The organism is Enterocloster sp. OA13, assembly GCF_022440595.1.
Classification (GTDB): domain Bacteria; phylum Bacillota; class Clostridia; order Lachnospirales; family Lachnospiraceae; genus Enterocloster; species Enterocloster hominis.
This window is the reverse complement of record NZ_JAKNTF010000001.1, coordinates 2679268-2700832: the sequence shown is the minus strand read 5'-3', so window position 1 is coordinate 2700832 and position 21565 is coordinate 2679268. Positions and strand designations below refer to the sequence as shown.

General features: G+C 51.4%; 14 protein-coding genes, 1 tRNA gene, 1 other RNA gene and 1 other annotated feature. Of the genes, 13 read left to right on the top strand and 3 right to left on the bottom strand.

The window, feature by feature from the left end; translation table 11 throughout:
• Positions 1 to 75 precede the first annotated feature (75 nt).
• Positions 76 to 252: non-coding RNA, 6S RNA (gene ssrS / locus MCJ35_RS11985), on the top strand.
• A gap of 74 nt (positions 253 to 326) precedes the next feature.
• The gene (locus MCJ35_RS11980) at positions 327 to 2600 is read left to right on the top strand and encodes a SpoIID/LytB domain-containing protein (RefSeq protein WP_240299791.1); all 2274 of its coding nucleotides are present in this window, start codon (positions 327 to 329) and stop codon (positions 2598 to 2600) included.
• Between the two features lie 145 nt (positions 2601 to 2745).
• Here the strand turns inward: MCJ35_RS11980 and MCJ35_RS11975 are convergent, their stop codons facing one another.
• Both MCJ35_RS11975 and MCJ35_RS11970 read right to left on the bottom strand, forming a co-directional pair.
• Positions 2746 to 3471, bottom strand: a complete 726-nt coding sequence (locus tag MCJ35_RS11975) for a 3D domain-containing protein (RefSeq protein ID WP_008716765.1) — start codon at positions 3469 to 3471, stop codon at positions 2746 to 2748.
• A 258-nt stretch (positions 3472 to 3729) separates the two neighbouring features.
• On the bottom strand, positions 3730 to 4359 hold the full coding sequence (locus MCJ35_RS11970) for a 3D domain-containing protein (RefSeq protein ID WP_025487009.1): 630 nt from the start codon (positions 4357 to 4359) through the stop codon (positions 3730 to 3732).
• Positions 4360 to 4734: 375 nt separating this feature from the next.
• On the opposite strand from MCJ35_RS11970, the gene hrcA reads away from it, so the two are divergent.
• The 6 genes from hrcA (at position 4735) to MCJ35_RS11940 (ending at position 11349) form a co-directional block, all read left to right on the top strand.
• Complete coding sequence (gene hrcA, locus MCJ35_RS11965) at positions 4735 to 5787, top strand: heat-inducible transcriptional repressor HrcA (protein WP_008716760.1); 1053 nt, start codon at positions 4735 to 4737, stop codon at positions 5785 to 5787.
• An 18-nt stretch (positions 5788 to 5805) separates the two neighbouring features.
• Positions 5806 to 6447, top strand: a complete 642-nt coding sequence (grpE, locus tag MCJ35_RS11960; protein ID WP_025487010.1) for a nucleotide exchange factor GrpE — start codon at positions 5806 to 5808, stop codon at positions 6445 to 6447.
• 87 nt (positions 6448 to 6534) lie between these two features.
• Complete coding sequence (gene dnaK / locus MCJ35_RS11955) at positions 6535 to 8400, top strand: molecular chaperone DnaK (protein ID WP_025487011.1); 1866 nt, start codon at positions 6535 to 6537, stop codon at positions 8398 to 8400.
• Positions 8401 to 8488: 88 nt separating this feature from the next.
• On the top strand, positions 8489 to 9637 hold the full coding sequence (gene dnaJ / locus MCJ35_RS11950; protein WP_025487012.1) for a molecular chaperone DnaJ: 1149 nt from the start codon (positions 8489 to 8491) through the stop codon (positions 9635 to 9637).
• Between the two features lie 212 nt (positions 9638 to 9849).
• A complete protein-coding gene (locus MCJ35_RS11945; RefSeq protein WP_025487013.1) occupies positions 9850 to 10737 on the top strand; it encodes an SDR family oxidoreductase in 888 nt (295 codons plus the stop codon).
• Between the two features lie 24 nt (positions 10738 to 10761).
• Complete coding sequence (locus tag MCJ35_RS11940) at positions 10762 to 11349, top strand: hypothetical protein (RefSeq protein WP_025487014.1); 588 nt, start codon at positions 10762 to 10764, stop codon at positions 11347 to 11349.
• A 6-nt stretch (positions 11350 to 11355) separates the two neighbouring features.
• Here the strand turns inward: MCJ35_RS11940 and MCJ35_RS11935 are convergent, their stop codons facing one another.
• Positions 11356 to 12366: a DNA-3-methyladenine glycosylase family protein gene (locus MCJ35_RS11935; RefSeq protein ID WP_025487015.1), complete on the bottom strand. Its 1011-nt coding sequence runs from the start codon at positions 12364 to 12366 to the stop codon at positions 11356 to 11358.
• A gap of 135 nt (positions 12367 to 12501) precedes the next feature.
• Positions 12502 to 12748: a binding site (T-box leader), on the top strand.
• A 96-nt stretch (positions 12749 to 12844) separates the two neighbouring features.
• Here MCJ35_RS11935 and pheS point away from each other — a divergent pair.
• The 5 genes from pheS (at position 12845) to MCJ35_RS11910 (ending at position 21565) form a co-directional block, all read left to right on the top strand.
• The gene (gene pheS, locus MCJ35_RS11930; RefSeq protein WP_040379483.1) at positions 12845 to 13864 is read left to right on the top strand and encodes a phenylalanine--tRNA ligase subunit alpha; all 1020 of its coding nucleotides are present in this window, start codon (positions 12845 to 12847) and stop codon (positions 13862 to 13864) included.
• 41 nt (positions 13865 to 13905) lie between these two features.
• Positions 13906 to 16338, top strand: a complete 2433-nt coding sequence (gene pheT / locus MCJ35_RS11925; protein WP_240299497.1) for a phenylalanine--tRNA ligase subunit beta — start codon at positions 13906 to 13908, stop codon at positions 16336 to 16338.
• 855 nt (positions 16339 to 17193) lie between these two features.
• Positions 17194 to 21168 (top strand): diguanylate cyclase domain-containing protein, encoded by a 3975-nt coding sequence (locus MCJ35_RS11920; protein ID WP_240299496.1) that lies wholly within the window; start codon positions 17194 to 17196, stop codon positions 21166 to 21168.
• A 55-nt stretch (positions 21169 to 21223) separates the two neighbouring features.
• Positions 21224 to 21307 (top strand) — tRNA-Leu (locus MCJ35_RS11915).
• A 57-nt stretch (positions 21308 to 21364) separates the two neighbouring features.
• On the top strand, positions 21365 to 21565 hold the full coding sequence (locus MCJ35_RS11910; protein ID WP_008716739.1) for a hypothetical protein: 201 nt from the start codon (positions 21365 to 21367) through the stop codon (positions 21563 to 21565).

Sequence of the window (21565 nt, the reverse complement as noted above, 5' to 3'; positions counted from 1 at the left end):
ATGTTCAGAAAAATCAGCTTGAAAAACGCTGATGTTTGGGGTATAATAACACCAAGATAAATGATGAACGTCTGTAATTACCTGGAATGTTCGACACTCTTACCAATTTTGAACCTACATTAGACACAAGGGATTCCAATATTTTTAAACGGATGTCAGGCCTCCTTTGAGTGGAAGGCAGAAGTTTAAGTGAGGTTGCCCACCTAGCATTGCTAGGCGTCAATAAGTAAGAGACGGCATTTTGGGGTTACAGATGATAAAAGCAGCGGTGCACCCGCTGCTTTCATTCGTTTTACTCCCCATGATACAGGAGCGGATATATGAATATGAAGAATAAGATGATTGCATGGGTGGCCGGTGTTGTTTCCATTGTCATCATACTGATGGTAATCATAGTGACCATGGAGCCGCCAAAGGACGGAATCACCAGGGCCCAGGCGTTTAAGGCCATGGCATTGGCGGTTGCCACCAAGGAAGAATGCGCAAGCCGGGAAAAGGAGCGGGGAAGCTCTTATTTTTCTGCCAAGGAAAAGGACAACTGGTTTGTCAAATACATGGATTACCTCTATGACGAGGGATATCTGGATGAGGAGCTGACGCCGCCCACCCTTTCTGCGGCCCAGGGATACCTTACATATCAGGAGGCGGCATTTATGGCCGGACAGGTTTCCGGCAGGCTTAAGCTGGAGGCCGGGGCCACCAAACATAATAAGGACAGGGCATTTCCGGAGGAGGAGTGGTGGAGGCTCTATGAGGGTATCAGGTCCCAGACAGACCCGGACGGGGCCGTGAAGATGGTGGACGCGGTGCTTTACGGCACGCCTTCCAACCTTTTGCAGGCCGAGAGCTGGACCGCATACACGACAGAAGGCAATTTCGGGTTCCAGGGACTTGCCCTGGACGCGTACCTGGACTGTGAGATACGGTTCCTTGCCAGGGACGGCGAGATGATTGCCATGAGGGAACTGGTGTCAGAGGATGTTGTTTACGAGAACATATGGCTGTCTGAGACAGACGGCAGGAGCTTCAAGGCGTATCTGGGAACAGCCTACCGCGAATTCCCTGTCAGCGAAAAGCTGGGCGATGTATCAGACATGGCAGGCAACCTGGCGGACCTTCACATGGAGGGCGGCAGACTCAGGAAGATTACCATGAAAAAGGAACGCATCAGCGGCAAGGTACTTTCTGTTACAGAGAATGCCATTGAGATTGAGGGATATGGCGAGATACCTGTGTCTGAGAATTTCCATGTATACAAGGTTTACGGGGATTTTAAGATATTAGGTATAAATGATATCCTGGTGGGTTATGACCTGCAGGAATTTGTGGCGGCGGACGGAAAACTGTGTGCAGCGCTGCTGGAACGGGAATTTGACGCCAAGACCATCCGTGTCCTGATCATGGACACCGGATTTAAAAACCTGTACCATCCATCGGTCAGCCTTGTACTGAATAGTCCGGCGCAGATGGAATATGAGAACTCCAAAGGCAAGACGGAGAAGGAGCGCCTGGAGGCGGGAACCGGGTTAACCATCCAGCCAGGGGATGACAGGCTTAAATACGGCCGTATCATCATAAACCCGGATAACCCGGACGGGGTCACGGTCACTTCCATTGAGCGCAGCCAGGGTACGCCGGTCTACACCGGGAAAATGGAAATCAAGGAATGCGATGAGGGACTGGTGCTGGTCAATGACCTGTATCTGGAAGATTACCTGACCAGGGTAGTGCCCAGCGAAATGCCGCCCTCCTATGAAAAGGAGGCCTTAAAGGCCCAGGCCGTATGCGCCAGGACCTATGCATACAGGCAGATTCAGGGCAATTCCTACAGCCAGTACGGCGCCCATGTGGATGACAGTACGAATTTCCAGGTATATAACAACACCCAGGCGGATGAGAAGACCACACAGGCCGTCAAGGAGACATACGGCAGGATGCTTTTCTACGAGGATAAGCCAATCGACGCCTTTTATTTCTCCACCTCCTGCGGCCGTACCGCAGACGCAGGCGTATGGGGCACGGACCCGCAGAAATACCCGTATCTCCAGGCAGTGGAGGTGAAGGCGGGAAGACAGCCCCTGGACGTAGGGGATAATGACAATTTTGATTCCTTTATAAGAAGCAGGGACGTGACAGCCTATGACTCCTCCTACGCCATGTTCCGCTGGGAGACAGATATAAGCAGCGATATGGTATCGGCCCAGATAAATGGGGCCGGAGCAGTCACGGACATGACCATCACGGGGCGGGGGGCAGGCGGTATTGCCAGCGAACTGAGCGTGTCGGGAAGCGGCGGGACAGTGACTGTCAAGGGACAGGGCGCCATCCGTTCCGCCCTGGGGAATCCGGGCATTGTCATTACCAAACAGGACGGCAAGACAATGGAAGGAAGCGCGACCCTTCCCAGCGCCTTCATTTCCATAGAAAAAAGGACAGGAGAGGATGGAAAGCCATCCTTCCACATCTATGGAGGCGGATTCGGCCACGGCGTGGGCATGAGCCAGAACGGCGCCCAGGGAATGGCCAAGGAAGGAAAGGACTATGAATCCATCCTGAAGTTCTTTTACAGTGGGACGGAACTCCGGGAAATTGGCGGATAGGACCTGGATAGGAATGCAGTCCTGATATGAAACGGGGCGGATGACAGCGGATGGGCTATTCCATATGGCCCTGTCCGCTGCCATCCGCCCCGTTTTTTAAAGGACGCAGCACTTAGAATTCAATCATCACGTTATATCTTATTGTCTATCCCTGGACCAGGAATACCTCGGCGTTCTGCATTCCATGCTGTCTCGTCTCAGCGTGTGTATTGAAGAAAATATCGATGTGGTTGCCTTTCACAGCGCCCCCGCGGTCCTCTGCCGTATAGACAACACCGTTAATCATGACCTTTGAGCCGTAAGGGATGACCCTTGGGTCTACTGCGATGGTGTGTCCGGCAGTGGCGACGGCGCCGGTACATGTATGGCGTCCCCAGCCCTCGGAACAGGCGCGGCAGGGACAGTAGCCGGTGGTTTTAAAGACCCCAAGGGGTATCAGCCCCTGTCCGTCAGCAGCGCTTCCTGTCTGGGCATCCCCGCTGCCGTTGGTGTATGTCCTGGGATTGGGGAAGCTTCGGCCCCCCACGGTTCCCTCTACCAGGTATATGCCGTCCGGATAAGCGCTCCAGTCCACATTGATGGTGAAGCCGTGGCATCCATTGCCCCGGTTTTCCTTATAAAGCGCTTCCCTGTATTCCCCGGCGGATATGCGCTGGGAAAATACTTCCTCACCTGTATTTTTATTCTTGATGGTTATCATTACGTTTAACGCGTCATCAGGGGAATCGCTGTCGTATGCCCAGCCGCTGATGGTGGTGCTGTCAACTGTCTCAAAACGTCCTTTGGATACAGCTGCAAATGCCGTGACGGCAGAAGCTGCAAGTAAGCTGATGGTAAGAATGGTTCCGGTTAATAAGTGTCTGAATTTCATTTATTTGTTACCTCCTATTGCTCATTTAATATTCAAAATAGTTTCTTAACATATTAATAAATTATATGTAATACTTTTGTAATATATGAGCAATAAACAAGGTTTTATCATAATTTTCCTGTATTGTCAAGGAAATATATGGAAATAAAGGAAATTTCTTGGATATGTAACCGGAAAACCCTGTGCCCAGGGCAAAAAAGAAAAGCCGCCAGCCTTTGATGCTGGTGGCTTTCAAAATGTCCGTATGTAGCGGGAAAATCAGTCTTCCATTAAAAATACTTCTGCGGTATAGGTACCTTTGGCAAGCGCTTCCTCGTGGCTGCCGTAAAAAATATCAAGAATGTTACCCTTGACAGAAGAACCCTTATCCTCAACCGTATAGACGGTTCCGTCAATCTTCAGCCTGGTGCCGAGCGGAAACTGGTCCAGGTCCGCAGAAATGGTGTGGTTAGGCGTGGGAACCGTGCCGGAATAGGTAAGCCCGTGTCCGCCCGAACACTTATCGCATCCGCAGTAACCGGTGATGGTGAACCTGCCAAGGGAGGTTTCCGTGGAAACAGGCGGTTCTTCCTTCTTCCTGGCGCCGGGACCCGCGTCCACGTATTCTTCTTCTGAACCGCGGCTGGTCCTGTCCTTATGGGAGGTTCTGGTCCCTGCGGTATCCTGCGCAGAACCATGTTCCGTGTCCCTGTCCGGGAATCCGTTCTCAACAACTGTCACGTCCTTGCCCACTGACGCAGACGTGGTCCCATCTTTGCCGGCAGCCTCATCCTTCATTACCGCCACATCCGTATGGGATGTTTCTTCTGCATAAGCTGGCAAGGAAGCTGCCAGGCATAAGACGGCAGCCGCCGCGGCCAGGACGGTTTTTCTTATGGTATTGTGCATATATTTACCTCGCAATATTAACAGATTGTTCTGGTTCCATATGACTATATTATATGTATATTTCATTATATTACAAAACTATTAATTGTCAAGCTGAAATCATTAAACAAGTGTTACATATTCATAAAAAGTGGGGAATATTTTACATATTTTTGCAAGAAAATTGTTAAAAGTGGGAGATAAAATCAAATATATAGGTATTTTTCAGGAGGGGGACTACATCATCTATGTCCTGTGAAACTGGAAAAATAAATTATAATAAAAGAATTTGGATTTATCTCTTGACAAATTCACTCAGAAGGAATATATTATGGAATGTAGATGTTAGCACTCCTCGAAACCGAGTGCTAATAATTCGGAGAGGAAGGTGGACAGATGCCGGTGGATACGTTCCTGGATGACAGGAAGATGACCATATTAAAGGCGATTATCAAAACGTATCTGGAAACAGGGGAACCCGTGGGTTCCAGGACCATTTCCAAGTATTCGGATTTAAAACTCAGTTCTGCCACCATCCGCAACGAGATGTCGGATCTGGAAGAGATGGGTTATATCATACAGCCCCATACATCTGCGGGCCGTATTCCTTCTGATAAGGGATACCGGTTTTACGTGGACCAGATTATGTTGGAGAAGGACAGCGAGGTAACGGAGCTTAAGGAGATGATGGTCCAGAAGGTTGATAAACTGGAACTGGTCCTCAAGAAGATGGCCCAGGTACTTGCCTCCAACACCAACTACGCAGCCATGATAAGCGGCCCAAGTTACCACAAGACCAAGCTTAAGTTCATCCAGCTGTCCAAGGTGGAGAAGAATAAAATGCTGGTGGTAGTGGTGGTGGAAGGAAACATCATCAAGAATACCATGGTGGATGTGTCCGATGAGCTGACCGATGATGAGCTGCTGAACCTGAACATCCTGTTGAACAGCAGTCTGAACGGACTGACCATTGAAGAGATTAATCTGGATATCATCAGTAAGCTGAAGGTTGACGCGGGCATCCACAGCCAGGTAGTGGACCTGGTGCTTAATGAGGTGGCGGAAGCCATCCGGGCAGGCGGGGAAGACCTGCAGATATATACCAGCGGAGCAACCAACATTTTCAAGTATCCCGAACTGACGGAAGGTGAGAGGGCCAGCCAGCTGATCGGTACATTGGAACATCAGGAAGTGCTGCAGGAGTTTGTGTCTGAAGTCAATGCAGGCGTGGAAGGCGATGCGGGCATACAGGTTTACATTGGCGATGAAAGCCCGGTACAGTCCATGAAGGACTGCAGCGTGGTGACTGCCAATTATGACCTGGGCGGAGGCCTTAGGGGAACCATCGGAATCATCGGCCCCAAGCGCATGGATTACGAGAAGGTGTTAGGCACCCTGCGTACCCTTATGAATCAGCTGGATACGGCATTTAAAAAAGATGAAAGGTGATAAGCTGTGAGTGAAGATATGAAGGACGAAGAGTTAAAAAAAGAAGCAGAAGCCAAAGAAACAGGGCAGGAAGAAGTGATGGCTGAGAACGGGCAGACGGCCTGTGACGGCACAGAGGATGCGTGCCAGCAGGAAGAAGGGACGCCGGAGGAGGCATCCGGGGATACTGAAGAGGCTGCTTCTGCCAAGGAAGAAAAAAAGAGCTTTTTCAAAAAGAAGAAGGACCCAAGGGATGAGAAAATAGAGGAGCTTACGGACCGGGTAAAACGCCAGATGGCGGAATTTGAGAATTTCCGCAAGAGAAGCGAAAAGGAAAAATCCACCATGTACGAAATGGGGGCCAGGGATATCATTGAGCGTATGCTTCCCGTGGTTGATAATTTTGAGAGAGGTTTAGCTACCGTACCCGAGGATGAAAAGGGCAGCCCCATTGCCGAGGGTATGGAGAAGATATATAAGCAGTTCCAGAAGACGCTGGAGGAAGCAGGCGTGAAGGCGATTGAAGCCGTGGGCCAGGAGTTTGACCCCAACTTCCACAACGCGGTGATGCATGTGGATGATGACAGCCTGGGCGAGAACATTGTGGCAGAGGAATTACAGAAGGGCTACATGTACAGGGAAAGCGTCGTAAGGCACAGCATGGTAAAAGTTGCTAACTAAGGCATTAGGCACCTGACCGGGTTTACGGACTTTGTTGGGTGGAACATATAATACATGAATAAACCAAATAATCAGGAGGAAAAAACTATGAGCAAGATCATCGGTATTGATTTAGGTACGACAAATAGCTGTGTTGCTGTTATGGAAGGCGGAAAGCCAACCGTTATCGCCAATGCAGAAGGTGTAAGGACCACACCATCTGTTGTGGCTTTTACAAAGACAGGAGAGAGGCTGATCGGTGAGCCGGCAAAGCGTCAGGCAGTTACCAATGCTGACAAGACCATCTCATCCATCAAGCGTCACATGGGAACAGACTACAGGGTAGATATTGACAGCAAGAAGTACACCCCGCAGGAAATCTCCGCCATGATCCTCCAGAAGCTGAAAGCCGATGCTGAGAGCTATCTGGGCGAGTCCGTAACCGAGGCTGTCATCACGGTTCCTGCATATTTCAATGATGCACAGCGTCAGGCAACCAAGGACGCAGGTAAGATTGCGGGCCTGGATGTAAAGCGTATCATCAACGAGCCGACAGCCGCTGCGCTGGCTTATGGACTGGACAATGAAAAAGAGCAGAAAATCATGGTATACGACCTGGGCGGCGGTACATTTGATGTTTCCATCATTGAAATCGGCGACGGCGTAATTGAAGTTCTGTCCACCAACGGCGATACACGTCTGGGCGGCGATGATTTTGATAATGCAATTACCAACTGGATGATTGCTGAGTTCAAGAAAGCAGAGGGCGTGGACCTTTCCAACGACAAGATGGCCCTCCAGAGATTAAAAGAAGCGGCTGAGAAGGCAAAGAAGGAGCTGTCCACAGCTACCACCACCAACATCAACCTGCCATTCATCACAGCAACCTCAGAAGGACCGAAGCATCTGGATATGAACCTGACCAGGGCTAAATTCGATGAACTGACACATGACCTCATTGAGCGCACCGCAATCCCGGTACAGAACGCGCTGAAGGATGCAGGCATCACTGCTTCCGAACTGGGCAAGGTACTTCTGGTGGGCGGTTCCACACGTATGATTGCGGCACAGGAAAAGGTGAAACAGCTCACCGGCAAGGAGCCAAGCAAATCCCTTAACCCGGATGAATGTGTGGCTATCGGCGCAGCCATCCAGGGCGGCAAGCTGGCAGGAGACGCTGGCGCAGGGGATATCCTTCTTCTGGACGTAACCCCGCTTTCCCTGTCCATCGAGACCATGGGCGGCGTGGCAACCAGGCTGATTGAGCGCAACACCACAATCCCGACTAAGAAGAGCCAGATTTTCTCAACTGCCGCTGACAACCAGACCGCAGTGGATATCCATGTGGTACAGGGCGAGCGTCAGTTCGCAAGGGATAACAAGACTCTTGGACAGTTCCGTCTGGATGGGATTCCGCCAGCAAGAAGAGGTGTTTCGCAGATTGAGGTTACCTTTGACATTGATGCCAATGGTATTGTAAATGTATCCGCAAAGGATCTTGGAACAGGAAAAGAACAGCACATCACCATCACTTCCGGTTCCAACATGTCTGACGATGATATCGATAAGGCAGTAAAGGAAGCAGCTGAGTACGAGGCGCAGGATAAGAAGCGCAAGGATGCCATCGATGCAAGAAATGACGCTGATTCCATGGTATTCCAGACCGAGAAGGCTTTGGAAGAAGTGGGCGATAAGATTTCACCTAACGATAAGGCCGAGGTTGAGGCAGACCTTAACTCCCTGAAGGAAGCAATCAACCGCGCTCCTGTTGAAGAGATGACTGACGCACAGGTTGAGGACATCAAGTCAGGCAAGGAGAAACTGATGAACAGCGCTCAGAAGCTGTTTGCAAAGGTATATGAGCAGGCACAGGCAGCCGGTGCAGCTGGCGCAGGTCCTGACATGGGCGGCGCTGCTGGCGCTTCCTCCGCACCGAATGACGATGTGGTAGACGCTGATTTCAAGGAAGTTTAATGCAAGATGAACGAAAATGGGGATTAGGGGCCGGTATTCCGGCTTCTAACCCCTTTATGCAGATAAAGAGTGTTAAGAGGTAAACAACATGGCAGAGAGTAAGAGAGATTACTATGAAGTTCTGGGCGTTCCCAAGGATGCAGACGATGATGCATTGAAAAAAGCATACAGGAAACTTGCCAAGAAATACCATCCGGATGCCAATCCAGGCGATAAGGAGGCAGAGGCCAGGTTCAAAGAAGCTTCAGAGGCGTACAGTGTGTTAAGCGACCCTCAGAAACGTCAGCAGTACGACCAGTTCGGCCATGCTGCATTTGACCAGGGCGGCGGCGGGGCCGGTGGCTTCGGCGGCTTTGGCGGTTTTGATTTTGGCGGGGATATGGGTGATATCTTCGGTGATATTTTTGGCGATATCTTTGGCGGCGGCCGGTCTTCCAGGGCGAGGAGCGGTCCCATGCGCGGCGCCAATATAAAGACTTCCATCAGGATAACATTTGAGGAAGCTGTTTTTGGATGTGAAAAAGAGATTGAGATTAATTTTAAAGAGACATGTGCAAGCTGTCACGGTACAGGAGCCAAGGCAGGCACTTCACCCCAGACCTGCGGCAAGTGTAACGGCAAAGGTAAGATCATGTACACCCAGCAGTCCTTCTTTGGCCAGGTCCAGAATGTGCAGACATGTCCTGATTGTAACGGCACGGGCCAGATCATCAAGGAGAAGTGTCCGGACTGTTATGGCACAGGCTATAAGACCGTGCGCAAGAAATTCAAGGTATCCATACCGGGCGGCATTGATAACGGCCAGTGCGTGCGTCTTGCAGGCGGCGGCGAGCCTGGGACCGGCGGCGGTGAGCGCGGCGACCTTCTGGTGGAGGCAGTGGTGTCACAGCACCCGATTTTTAAGCGCCAGGATACCAGCATCTATTCCACGGTACCCATTTCCTTTGCCCGGGCAGCCCTTGGCGGCCCAATCCGCATCAAGACCGTGGACGGCGAGGTGGAGTACGAAGTGAAGCCAGGCACCCAGACAGACACCAAGGTCCGCTTAAAGGGCAAGGGTGTTCCTTCCCTGCGCAGCCGTAATGTGCGCGGCGACCACTATGTGACCCTGGTTGTCCAGGTTCCGGAGCGCATGAACCAGGCGCAGAAGGAAGCTTTAAGGCGTTTTGATGACGCCATGAACGGTATTACCCCGCCGGAAGAGGAAAAGCCCAAGAAAAAGGGGATATTCAAGTAAGGCACAGGAACCAAAAGAACATTGGAATATCAGTCAGGCCCGGCCAGTTGAACCGGGCCTGTGTTCATGCAGGCAGAGGCACCCTGGAAAAAGACAGGACTGACTGCCTGTTTTAAAAAAGTGTCTGGGTAAATATTAAGAAAATCGCAAAGAATATAGACAGTACCTGGGCTATAATGTTATCATATCTGAAGAAAGGTATGAGCAGTACAATGAAAAAGCGTATTTTAATAACCGGGGCCAATGGATTCTTAGGTTCCCGGCTTTCAGAATATTTCAGGAAGATAGATGGATATGAAACCCTTGGCGTGAGCCACAGGGAACTGGAAGTAAGCGATTCCCTGGCGGTGTCGGCATTCATAAAGGCAATCCGGCCGGATTACGTGCTGCACTGTGCGGGCGTGTCCAACACAGCTACATGTGAGAAGGAGCCTGAGCGTTCCGAACAGATTAACGTGCGGGGAACCTCCAATATGGCCAAGGCGTGCAGGCAGTCCGGAAGCAGGATGGTATTCATGAGTTCGGACCAGATATACAATGCATCCGATTCCATGGAGCCAAACCGGGAGGAGGGGCCTCACCGTCCCTGCTCTGTCTACGGAAGGGATAAAAAGCGTGCAGAGGAAGCCATGTTGACCTGTCTCCACGACGCGGTGGCGCTGCGCCTGACCTGGATGTATGACTATCCGTCCAGTGACCGTCCGGGCGGCTGCGGCCTGCTTGGCAATCTCCTGGATGCCAGGAGGGAGGAACGGATCCTGAAGCTGCCTGTACACGATTACAGGGGCATCACATATGTGTGGGAAGTGATAAGGAATATGGAAGCAGCCATGAGACTCCCTGGCGGGGTCTATAATTTTGGCAGCCAGAACAGCCGCAGCACATTTGACACGGCGGCCCTGTTCCTCAGGGCGGTGACGGGAAGCAGCGATGTGTCCGGCCTGATAGAGCGGGATACGGAGCGGTTTGCCTCCTGCCCAAGAAACCTTATGATTGATACGGAGCGGATCCGCAGGCAGGGAATCTGCATCGGGGACACCCAGGAGGGTATCCGTACCTGTCTGGCAGATTATCAGGTGATACCAAGACAGACCGGATAAAAAGGCAAGTGAAAGGAAAAAGCAATGAACAAAGAGAAATTCTCACCCCAGGCATTAAAGATATGCGGCATCACCCTGGCATGCCTGGCCATCATGTTCATGGTGGCTGCTGTCAACCGGTCAAGAGGCGGGGAGCATCTGGTGAAGGAATACACGGTTGAGGACTCCCTTCCAAGACACGTCAAGTTTGAGAAAATGCCATCGGATGATGCGCAGCTGGCTGCTGCATGGTACTTCAAATACATGGGCCTTGCCCAGTTTGACAGGTGCGTCAGGCTGTTCCCCCAGGACCAGCTTGAAAGCCTTAACTTTGGGCAGGATGACTTAAACTTCAGGGAAGGCCGTTATATAAAAGAATATATCATCCATGGCTTTCAGACCCTTGCAACCGTGGAGTATGCGGACCAAAAGCCATATTACGATGAACAGGCCAGCCAGTATGGCTTTAAGGAATACAAGGTGGTGCGGGTGGATTTTTCCCAGCGCTGGTCCGACAAAGCCCTGGAACAGGCGCCCCAGTGGGGGGACGGTACGTATACCAGGGACTTTGCGGTGGGAAAAGAATCGGGCTTTAGAGGGAAGTGGAAGATATTTGAGCTGGGGATGATGTGACACGTTCTAAGACAGCTTGCTGTTCCTCAGCCGTTCATAGTAGAATATATACTGCTGCATGACGCCGGCACAGCCGCCGTACTGGCCAAAGACATCCTTTACGATTGTATCGCAGAGACATGTCTTGGGGGTGCGGCGGTATTTGCGTTTATCATAGTACTGGGCCATAAGGATTTTCTCTATCCATGTGTCCACGGGAAATGCCCCAATTTGGTGCAGGCCGAACAGGCACACGCAGTTGGCCACCTTCTTACCGATTCCATAAAAGCCTGTCAGGTATAAAAGGGCGGCATCATAATCCATGGTATCCAGCATGGCAAGGTCCAGGGCGCCGGATACCGCATCCTGGCACAACTGGTATATGTATTTGGCCCGGTATCCAAGTTTCAGCTCCTTAAGCTCATCCAGCGTGGCGCGGGATAGCTCTTCCGGGGAGGGGAAGGAAAACAGGCGCTGGCTTGAATCGGGGCCTTCGATGGAAACCTCCGGCCCTTTCCCGGGGATGCCGTTGGCCGGGGTGCCATTAACCGGGGCACCATTAACCGGGGTGCCATTAACCGGGGCACCATTAACCAGGGCACCGTTAACCGGGGTGCCGTAAGAGGCACAGAGGGCTTCCACCAGCTGGCGGATTTTCGGGATGGTTTTCTGCTGGGATATCACGAAGGTGATGATCATTTCCCATGGGTCCTGTTTTAAGATACGTATGCCCTTTCCGGCCTGCGCGGCCTCGGCCAGATACGTGTTCCCTGGGGCCACGCAGTTAATCATGGCCTGGTAATCCGTTGCAATATCAAAATAATCCAGCCAGAAATCCAGGTCCTCCCCGGCGCAGTCAAAAGTCAGTTCCTGTCCCTGCTGCCATATGTCAAGAAGACGCCCCCTGCTGATGATCCGGTATCCGTAATCTGTTCCCTCAGGCAGCAGGTCCAGGTCCAGCGGGTTCATCCTGAAACACTGCCCGGATTCAGCAATCTGTTTTAAATCAAGGCAGGGTATTGTATGTTTGGTAATCATAGTTGTACAACCTTTCTTTTGTTCCGTCTAAAAATAAGTTTAACCCTTAACCTGGTTTTCGTCAAATGAGAAATCATCCCAAAACCTCTTGACATTTCCCCAAGATGTGGCTAGAATGTACATTAGATTTACATCTTAAAAGCAATGAAGGTGTACAGTAGACACTTATTTTCCACCAGAGAGGGGAGGCCACCGGCTGAAAGCCTGCCCAGGTTCAGATAAGAGGTTGAAATTCCCACTGGAGCTGCATGGATGAAGGAAGGTATTCCTGTAGTCCGTGACGTGAGCATACGTTACATGCGTTTAAGTGTCTGCATTGACAGGCCGCAAGGCCTTTAAGCAGGAATCAGGGTGGTACCGCGGGTATTGTCTCGTCCCTTCGTATGGAGGGATGGGGCTTTTTTTATTGCTTTCACAGGCATAGGACAACATAGGAAGCCGCGGATTACACCCAACAGAGATTAGAAAAGGAGAAGCCATGAAAGAGCAGTTAGAGAAAATCAAAGAAGAAGCCTTAAAGAAAATCGAAGCTTCCGATGCGCTGGAAAAGCTGAATGATATCCGTGTGTCCTACCTGGGCAAAAAAGGAGAACTCACAAGCCTTTTAAAGAGCATGAAGGATGTTTCCCCTGAGGAGCGCCCCAAGGTGGGGCAGATGGTCAATGACGCCAGGGCCATTATCGAAGCCAGGCTGGAGGAGACAAAGAATGTACTGGCAAGAAAGGCCAGGGAAGAGCAGCTTAAGAAGGAAGTGATTGATGTCACCCTTCCGGCCAGGAAGAATAACGTGGGCCACAGCCACCCTAATACAATCGCCCTGGAAGAGGTGGAGCGCATCTTCGTGGGCATGGGCTATGAGGTGGTGGAAGGACCCGAGGTGGAATACGACCGCTATAACTTCGAGAAGCTGAATATCCCGAAGGGCCATCCGGCCAGGGATGAGCAGGATACCTTCTACATCAACGACACCATCCTTTTAAGAAGCCAGACATCCCCCGTGCAGGTGCGTACCATGGAAAAGGGAAAGCTTCCCATCCGTATGATTGCACCGGGACGTGTATTCCGTTCCGATGAGGTAGATGCCACCCATTCACCTTCCTTCCATCAGATTGAGGGGCTTGTAATTGACAAGAACATTACATTTGCCGACTTAAAGGGCACACTGGCAGAATTTGCAAAAGAGCTGTTCGGACCAGAGACAAAGGTTAAGTTCCGTCCCCATCATTTCCCATTCACAGAACCCAGCGCAGAGGTGGACGTGACCTGCTTCAAATGCGGCGGCAAGGGCTGCCGGTTCTGCAAAGGCTCCGGCTGGATTGAAATCCTGGGCTGCGGCATGGTCCATCCTCATGTGCTGGAGATGTGCAACATTGACCCGGATGAGTACTCCGGATTTGCGTTTGGCGTTGGCCTTGAGCGTATTGCACTGCTTAAGTATGAGATTGATGACATGCGCCTGTTGTATGAGAACGATATCCGTTTCCTGAAACAGTTCTGATGCATACATGATTGATTAGTGAATATAGAAGGAGAACCAATATGAATACAGCATTATCATGGATTAAAGCATATGTGCCGGACCTTGATGTCACTGCCCAGGAATACACGGATGCCATGACACTCACAGGTACAAAGGTGGAAGGCTATTCCTGTCTGGATAAGAACCTGGAAAATATCGTAGTGGGCGAGGTGCTCTCTGTTGAGCGCCACCCGGATGCGGACAAACTGGTGGTGTGCCAGGTCAATGTGGGGGCTGACGCGCCTGTCCAGATTGTGACAGGGGCGCCCAATATAACGGAAGCTTCGGTGGGGGAAAAGGTTCCTGTGGTCCTGGACGGCGGACGCGTGGCAGGCGGCCATGACGGCGGCGCCCTTCCTGAGGACGGCATTAAGATTAAGAAAGGCAAATTAAGGGGCGTGGAGTCCTGCGGCATGATGTGTTCCATCGAGGAACTGGGAGCTGACCGGGATATGTATCCGGACGCGCCGGAGAGCGGCATCTACATCCTTCCAAAGGACAGTGTACCGGGAGAAGACGCGGTGGCCGTCATGGGACTGCGGGATGTGGTATTTGAATATGAAATAACATCCAACCGCGTGGACTGCTACAGTGTAATCGGCATTGCCAGGGAAGCGGCAGCCACCTTTAAAAAATCCTTCACGGCGCCGTCCGTCGCAAAGACCGGCAATGATGAGGATATTAATGATTACCTGAAGGTACGCGTTGAAAACAGCCAGCTGTGCCCCCGTTACTGCGCAAGGATGGTCAAGAACATCAAGCTTGCCCCATCCCCCCAGTGGATGCAGCGCCGTCTGGCTGCCAGCGGAATCCGTCCCATCAACAATATCGTGGACATAACCAACTACGTGATGGAAGAGTACGGACAGCCCATGCATGCATTTAACTATGACCAGCTGGCCGGCCATGAAATCATTGTAAAATGTGCAAAGGACGGGGATGTGTTCCAGACCCTGGACGGCCAGGAGCGGAAGCTGGACTCCACCATCCTCATGATTAATGACGGGGAAAAGGAAGTGGGCATCGCGGGAATCATGGGCGGTGAGAACTCCAAGATTACAGATGACGTAACGACCATGGTATTCGAATCCGCATGTTTCAACGGAACCAACATCCGTTTATCCGCAAAAAAGGTGGGACTGCGCACTGATGCCTCAGGCAAGTATGAAAAGGGCCTGGACCCCAATACGGCAGAGGAAGCAGTAAACCGCGCATGCCAGCTGATTGAAGAACTGGGGGCAGGCGAGGTAATCGGAGGCATCATCGATATCTATCCCGTGAAAAAGGAAGAGAAGAGGATACCATTTGATGCTGCCAGGATTAACAGGCTTCTTGGCACGGATATCCCGGAAGCAGACATGCTGGAATACTTCAGGATGATAGAACTGGGCTATGACGCTGATACAAAAGAGGTAATTGCCCCTACCTGGCGGCAGGACCTGGAGCGCATGGCCGACGTGGCAGAGGAGGTTGCAAGGTTCTATGGATATGACAAGATCCCAACCACCCTTCCATCCGGCGAGGCGACCACCGGAAAGCTGTCTTACAAGCTGCGCATTGAGGAACTGGCAAGGGAGATTGCTGAGTTCTGCGGTTTCTCACAGGGCATGACCTATTCCTTTGAAAGCCCCAAGGTATTTGATAAGATGCTGATTCCGGCAGACAGTCCCCTGCGTGCGACCGTGAACATTTCCAATCCCCTGGGCGAGGACTTCAGCGTGATGCGGACCACCTCCCTGAACGGGATGCTCACATCCCTTGCAACCAACTACAACCGACGCAACAAGGATGTGCGCCTGTATGAACTGGCCAACGTATACCGTCCCATAGCCCTTCCGCTGACAGAGCTTCCGGATGAGCGCATGCAGTTCACACTGGGTATGTACGGCGATGGGGATTTCTTCACCATGAAGGGCGTTGTGGAGGAATTCTTTGATAAAGCCGGCATGCACAAGAAGCCCCACTACAATCCCAATGGGGAGCATCCATATCTTCATCCAGGAAGAAAGGCAGACATTGTCTATGACGGGACTGTTGTAGGCTTTCTCGGCGAAGTTCACCCGGATGTGGCAGACAATTATAAAATTGGCGACAGGGCTTATGTTGCCGTTATTGACATGCCCTCCATCATGGACTTCACCACATTTGACAGGAAATACACCGGAATTGCCAAGTTCCCTGCCGTAACCCGTGACATCAGCATGGTTGTGCCCAAGGACATCCTGGTGGGACAGATTGAAGACATCATCGAACAGCGCGGCGGCAGGTTCTTAGAAAGCTATAAGCTCTTCGACATCTACGAGGGAGCCCAGGTCCTGGCAGGACATAAATCCGTGGCATACTCCATCACCTTCCGGGCAAAGGACCATACACTGGAAGACAAGGAAGTCAGTGCGGTAATGAATAAGATATTGAATGGACTCGGCGGCCTTGGGATTGAACTTAGAGGTTGATCTGAGGTTTGAAGGCAGAGGTTTGCGGGGGTACGCAGCCTCTGCTTTTTGGTGTTTCCAGAGCCAGTGGCGGGCGGCGGGCGGGGCTGCGGGGCCTGGTTCCGGGCGCATGGTCTGCTAACTCAAAAAGACGGTAAAAACAGGGCACCGCGCCAACTACAGAAGAAATCTTGATGATTTTTCTTCCGTAGGCGCTCTGCGTTCGGGCTTTGATGCCCTCACTCGGCCCTGTTTTTACCGCCTTTTTGAGTTAGCAGACCATACCCCCTCCACAAGGCCCCGCACCCCCGCCCGCCTCCCGCCCCTGCCTCCAGCTAAGTTTATGAAGAGGCTGCTGTGCCATCCGGCTACTGCGTCCAAACAATCAAACAACGGGAGAGTAAGAGGTAAAGATGTGAAAGGGAAGCGATGGTGAGAAAGAATAGCTAAAAAAGGGGGCGGAAATCTTATCTTCCTCCCGAACTTAGATTTTGTAATGTGTAAGAGGAGGTACGTAGTGGGTGAGGGGAATGGCGGCGGGGGAGATGGATGCTTCTGCAGGGGCGTGTGATTCTTATGCTGCGGGAACCGGTGCTAAGAGGCTGGCGCCTTTTGTCTGAGCCCGATACCGTCATGGTTGGAGAAGACAAAGCGCGAGTTTGGCAGCCAGCCTCTTGTCCAGCGCCGGATCCCGGAGCATTAGAAGCACTAGCCCCAAAGCCGCGTCCATCTCCCCCGCTGCCATTCCCCTCACGGACGGATGCACCTCCCCCTACCGCCCTCCCAAAACCTAAATTCTAACACTTGTAAATGTTTGGAATCTCCAGTATAATCAAATCATGACACAAGGTCGGCGTATGCGGAGGCACACTTGATATGGGTGATTATGGGCAAATGATAAAAGGGGTACGGGCTGAATGGGGGACTCATTTTCTGATGGATTCCATGCCGGCCGGTTTCTTCCGCTGTACAGCGGATAAGGAAAGACGGGTGGACCTTGTGAACCAGGGTATCCTGGAACTTTTCAGATGCAGGGATGAGGATGAGTTTAATGTGCTGACCGGAGGTACGCTTAAGGGGATGATCCTGGAGAAGGACTACCATCATGCGCTTTCAGAGTGCAGACAGCAGCTGAGGGAGCACAGGGAGGTCCTTAAGACGGAATTCCGTATTGTCAGGAAGGATAAAAGCACCTGCTGGGTGGATTGCCGTGGGCGTATCATTAAGGGGGATGAAGGGCAGATCTGGTTCTATGCCATGATGCTGGATGACACGGACGATAAGAACCGGATCCGTACCTACAGGGAGAAGTCCAGAAGGGATTCCCTTACCGGGCTCCTGAACCGGGAAGCTTCCAGGGAACGGATATCGGAATTCCTGGAAGAGGCAGGCAAGAGCAGGATGACGGCCGCCCTTATGATTGTGGATCTGGATAATTTTAAGGAAGTGAATGATACAAAGGGTCATCTTTTTGGGGACAGTGTGCTGACCGAGGCCGCCGGATGTATAAACAGCGTGTCCAGGAAAAGCGATGTGGTGGCCAGGATCGGCGGGGATGAGTTCCTTGTATTTCTCGCAGGCATGGGAAGCCGTGAAGCGGTCATGGCTTATGCAGACCGCATCATGGAGGGAATGTCAGGAATCTCCGCTGCCGGTGATAATCCCATTGAACTGAGATGCTGTATCGGTGTTTCCATGTATCCGGAGAATGGAAGGGAGTTTGACCAGCTCTTTACCAAGGCGGACATTGCCCTTTATTCCGGTAAGCAGACAGGAAAAGGCAAATGCGTGTTTTATGAACCTTCCCTGCCTTCGGTGGACGCTAAGAAGTGGGAGGCATTTTCAGGGCGCGTGCCTGACATAGATTCTGATAATGGCCCGGTATATGGCGGTGATAAGGTAATCCACTATGTTTTCAAGGTGCTGTATGAATCGGAGGATACGAGGCAGGCCATCAATACCATCCTTAAGATAGTGGGGCTTCAGTTTAATGTAAGCCGTGTCTATATATTTGAGGACAGCCCGGACGGGCTGTTCATGAGTAATACCTTTGAGTGGTGCAACCAGGGAATCAGTCCGCAGATTGACAATCTGCAGGATATGTCTTATGAAGAGGATGCGCCGGGATACAGGGATAATTTTGATAAGAACGGGATTTTCCTGTGCATGGATGTGGAGGAACTCCATCCGGTACAGAAAGAGGTGCTGACCTCCCAGGGCATTAAGGCCATCCTTCAGTGCGGGATTTATGATAATGGACGCCTGGTGGGATTTATCGGCTTTGACGAGTGCAGGGAGAACCGGCGCTGGACCAGGGAACAGATATCAGTCCTCACCTATGTGGCACAGATAGTGGGGACCTTCCTGTTAAAGGACAGGGTACAGAACATACTGATGCAGAAACTGGACCACCTTCAGAGCGTGCTCAATGATGTGACGGAACTAAGAAGCAGCAAGGAAGAGGCTTCGGAGGACCATGATGCGCTTACCAACCTGCTTACGGTGGGGGCATTTGAGCGGCAGATGGAAGAATACCTGAAAACAGTGCCAAAGCCGGAGCGGACAGCGGCACTGTTGCTGGATATGGATGATTTCCATAAGATTAATGAGGCCCGCGGTAAACTGTTCGGCAATGTTGTGCTGATGAATGTTGCCAGCTGCCTGAAGCGCACCTGCAGGGAGGGAGACCTGATTGGACGGTTCGGCGGGGATGAATTCCTTGTGCTGTTAAAGGACACGGACATGGAGGAAGCATCAAGGACAGCGGCGCTCATTGTCCGGGAGATAAGCGGTATACTGGACAGCAGCGAGTACGGAGGAATGACGGTGGGCTGCAGCATCGGCGGCCGGATGATTGCGGAGGATGAAAAGGGCTTTTACGATATCATGGTAAAGGCGGACCAGGCCATGCACCAGGTTAAGAGGGATGGCAAGGGCGGGGTCCGCTTCTATGAGTCTGTCACTGATAAAGAGGATGATATATTTACCTATGAACGGCTGAAGGAACTGAATGATAAAAAGCTGAAGGAGCAGAGCAGCCTGCAGGGAAAGACCAGCACAGCGGTTGCCCTGGAGGTGTTTGAGAAGACCTCCTCCTTTGAGGAGGCGCTGCATATCCTCATGGGCTTTATCGGCAGCCGGTTCCGCCTTAACCGCATTGCCATTTACATGAACGGGGAAAGGGAAGGGGAGGGACACAGCGCTTACCAGTGGGTGGATGACAGGACGGCCATGCTGTTTGACCCTTCGGATTCATTCCGGCAGGAGGAATTTTATCTCAGTTACAATCTGTATGACAGCGATGGGATTGCCGTGCTGAACCGGGACAAGCTGGAAGTCTACAATACAGGCATGAGAAGGATCATGGACCGGGCCAGGGCAAAGACCATGCTGTTTGCGGGCATTTTCATCGATGGAAGGTACGTTGGGATGATGGTGCTTGTGAATACGGAGGAGGAAAGGGAGTGGACACAGTCAGAGCGTAGCGCCATATCTGAGCTGGCCAAGGTGGTGGGGACCAATGCCAGGACATCCCTGCGCCTGATGGAGGCCAGGCAGAAGGCCGAATATTATAAAAACCGGGATATCCTTACCGGACTGATGAGTTATGCCTGTTTTAAGGATGAGTGCCAGAAGATAATGGACGCCGGGGCAGGTGGATATGTCATCATTGCCAGTGATATCAAGGGATTCAAATTCATTAACGAGGCAGTGGGGTACACCCAGGGGGACAATATCCTGCGCATGTTTGCAGACATGCTGACACAGAATGGGCGGGAGGAAAACCGTTACACAAGGGTAAGCGCGGACCAGTTCCTGTGCTTTGGCATATGCAGGATGGACCGGAATCAATTCGTGGAGATGGTCCAGCGCCTGAATGGGGATTTCTGCAGGATACAGAACCAGATGTTCACGAATGTCAATCTCATGGTGCGTTCCGGGATTTATTTCATTGAGAGGGAATGCAGGGAGATTGACGCGGCCATTGACAGGGCCAATATTGCCAGACGGTCAGTGGATTATATCATACAGTCCGCCGTGGTGGTGTTTAATGATGGTCCATTTGACAGCAGTTTCCGGGAAAATGAAATCATCAACCGGATGGAATACGCACTGAAACACCATGAGTTTAAGGTGTACCTGCAGCCCAAGCTTTCACTGAAGGACCACAGTCTGACCGGAGCCGAGGCCCTGGTCAGATGGCAGAGGGAGGACGGCACCATCATTGCGCCGGGAGAGTTCCTGCCTCTGTTTGAGAAGAACGGTTTTATTTCACAGATGGATTTAAGTATTTTCAGGCAGGTATGCAGGAAACTCCGGGAATGGCTGGACAAAGGCGTACGACCTGTCTGTATCTCCCTTAACCTTTCCAGTGTGGATATCCGGATGGACAGTATCCTGTCCGATATCATGGAGGGGACGCAGGAGTACGGGATCGACCACGGGCTCCTGGAGTTTGAACTGACGGAAACCGCATTCCTGAAAGACACGGACCGGACCTTCCACGTGATGAAGGAACTGCGGGACAGCGGGTTTACCACATCCATTGATGATTTCGGTTCAGGGTATTCCATCATGAATATGATGGCGGATATTCCCAGTGACGTGATTAAACTGGACTGTGGCTTTGTACAGTCCTGCCGGAATACGGAAAGGGGAAGGGAATTCTTAAGGCAGCTGATCCAGATGACCAACAAAATGGGTTTTGTTTCCCTGTGTGAGGGAATTGAGACAAAGGAACAGCTGGACATGGTGACGGAGATGGGGTGTTCCATCGGGCAGGGCTACTATTTTTCAAAGCCCATTCCCATGGATGAGTTCTTTGAAAAGTTTTTATTAAAAAGCCATTGACAAATTTCGATTCATCTATTATAATTACCTACGTTGCTTGCGAGAGCAGCGTAACGCAGAAGTGGCGGAATTGGCAGACGCGCACGGTTCAGGTCCGTGTGGTAGTAATACCTTGAGGGTTCGACTCCCTTCTTCTGCAGTACGGACAGGAAGCTGATGGCTTCCTGTTTTTTTTTGCATGCAGGGGAATATTCCCTTGAAACATAAATATAAATATGGTTTTAAGGGAAAACTAGCAATGTTGCATTTGCAACAGACATTTTCTGCCATAAGAGGTAAAGTTTTGATAGTAATTTGGTGGGAAATAGTTTATACTGTAATTTGTGGCCTAAAAACCGTAGGGGGGACAGGCTTTTTGCCGTACCCGGAAATAAAAAGAAGAGATAAAGAGAGGTAG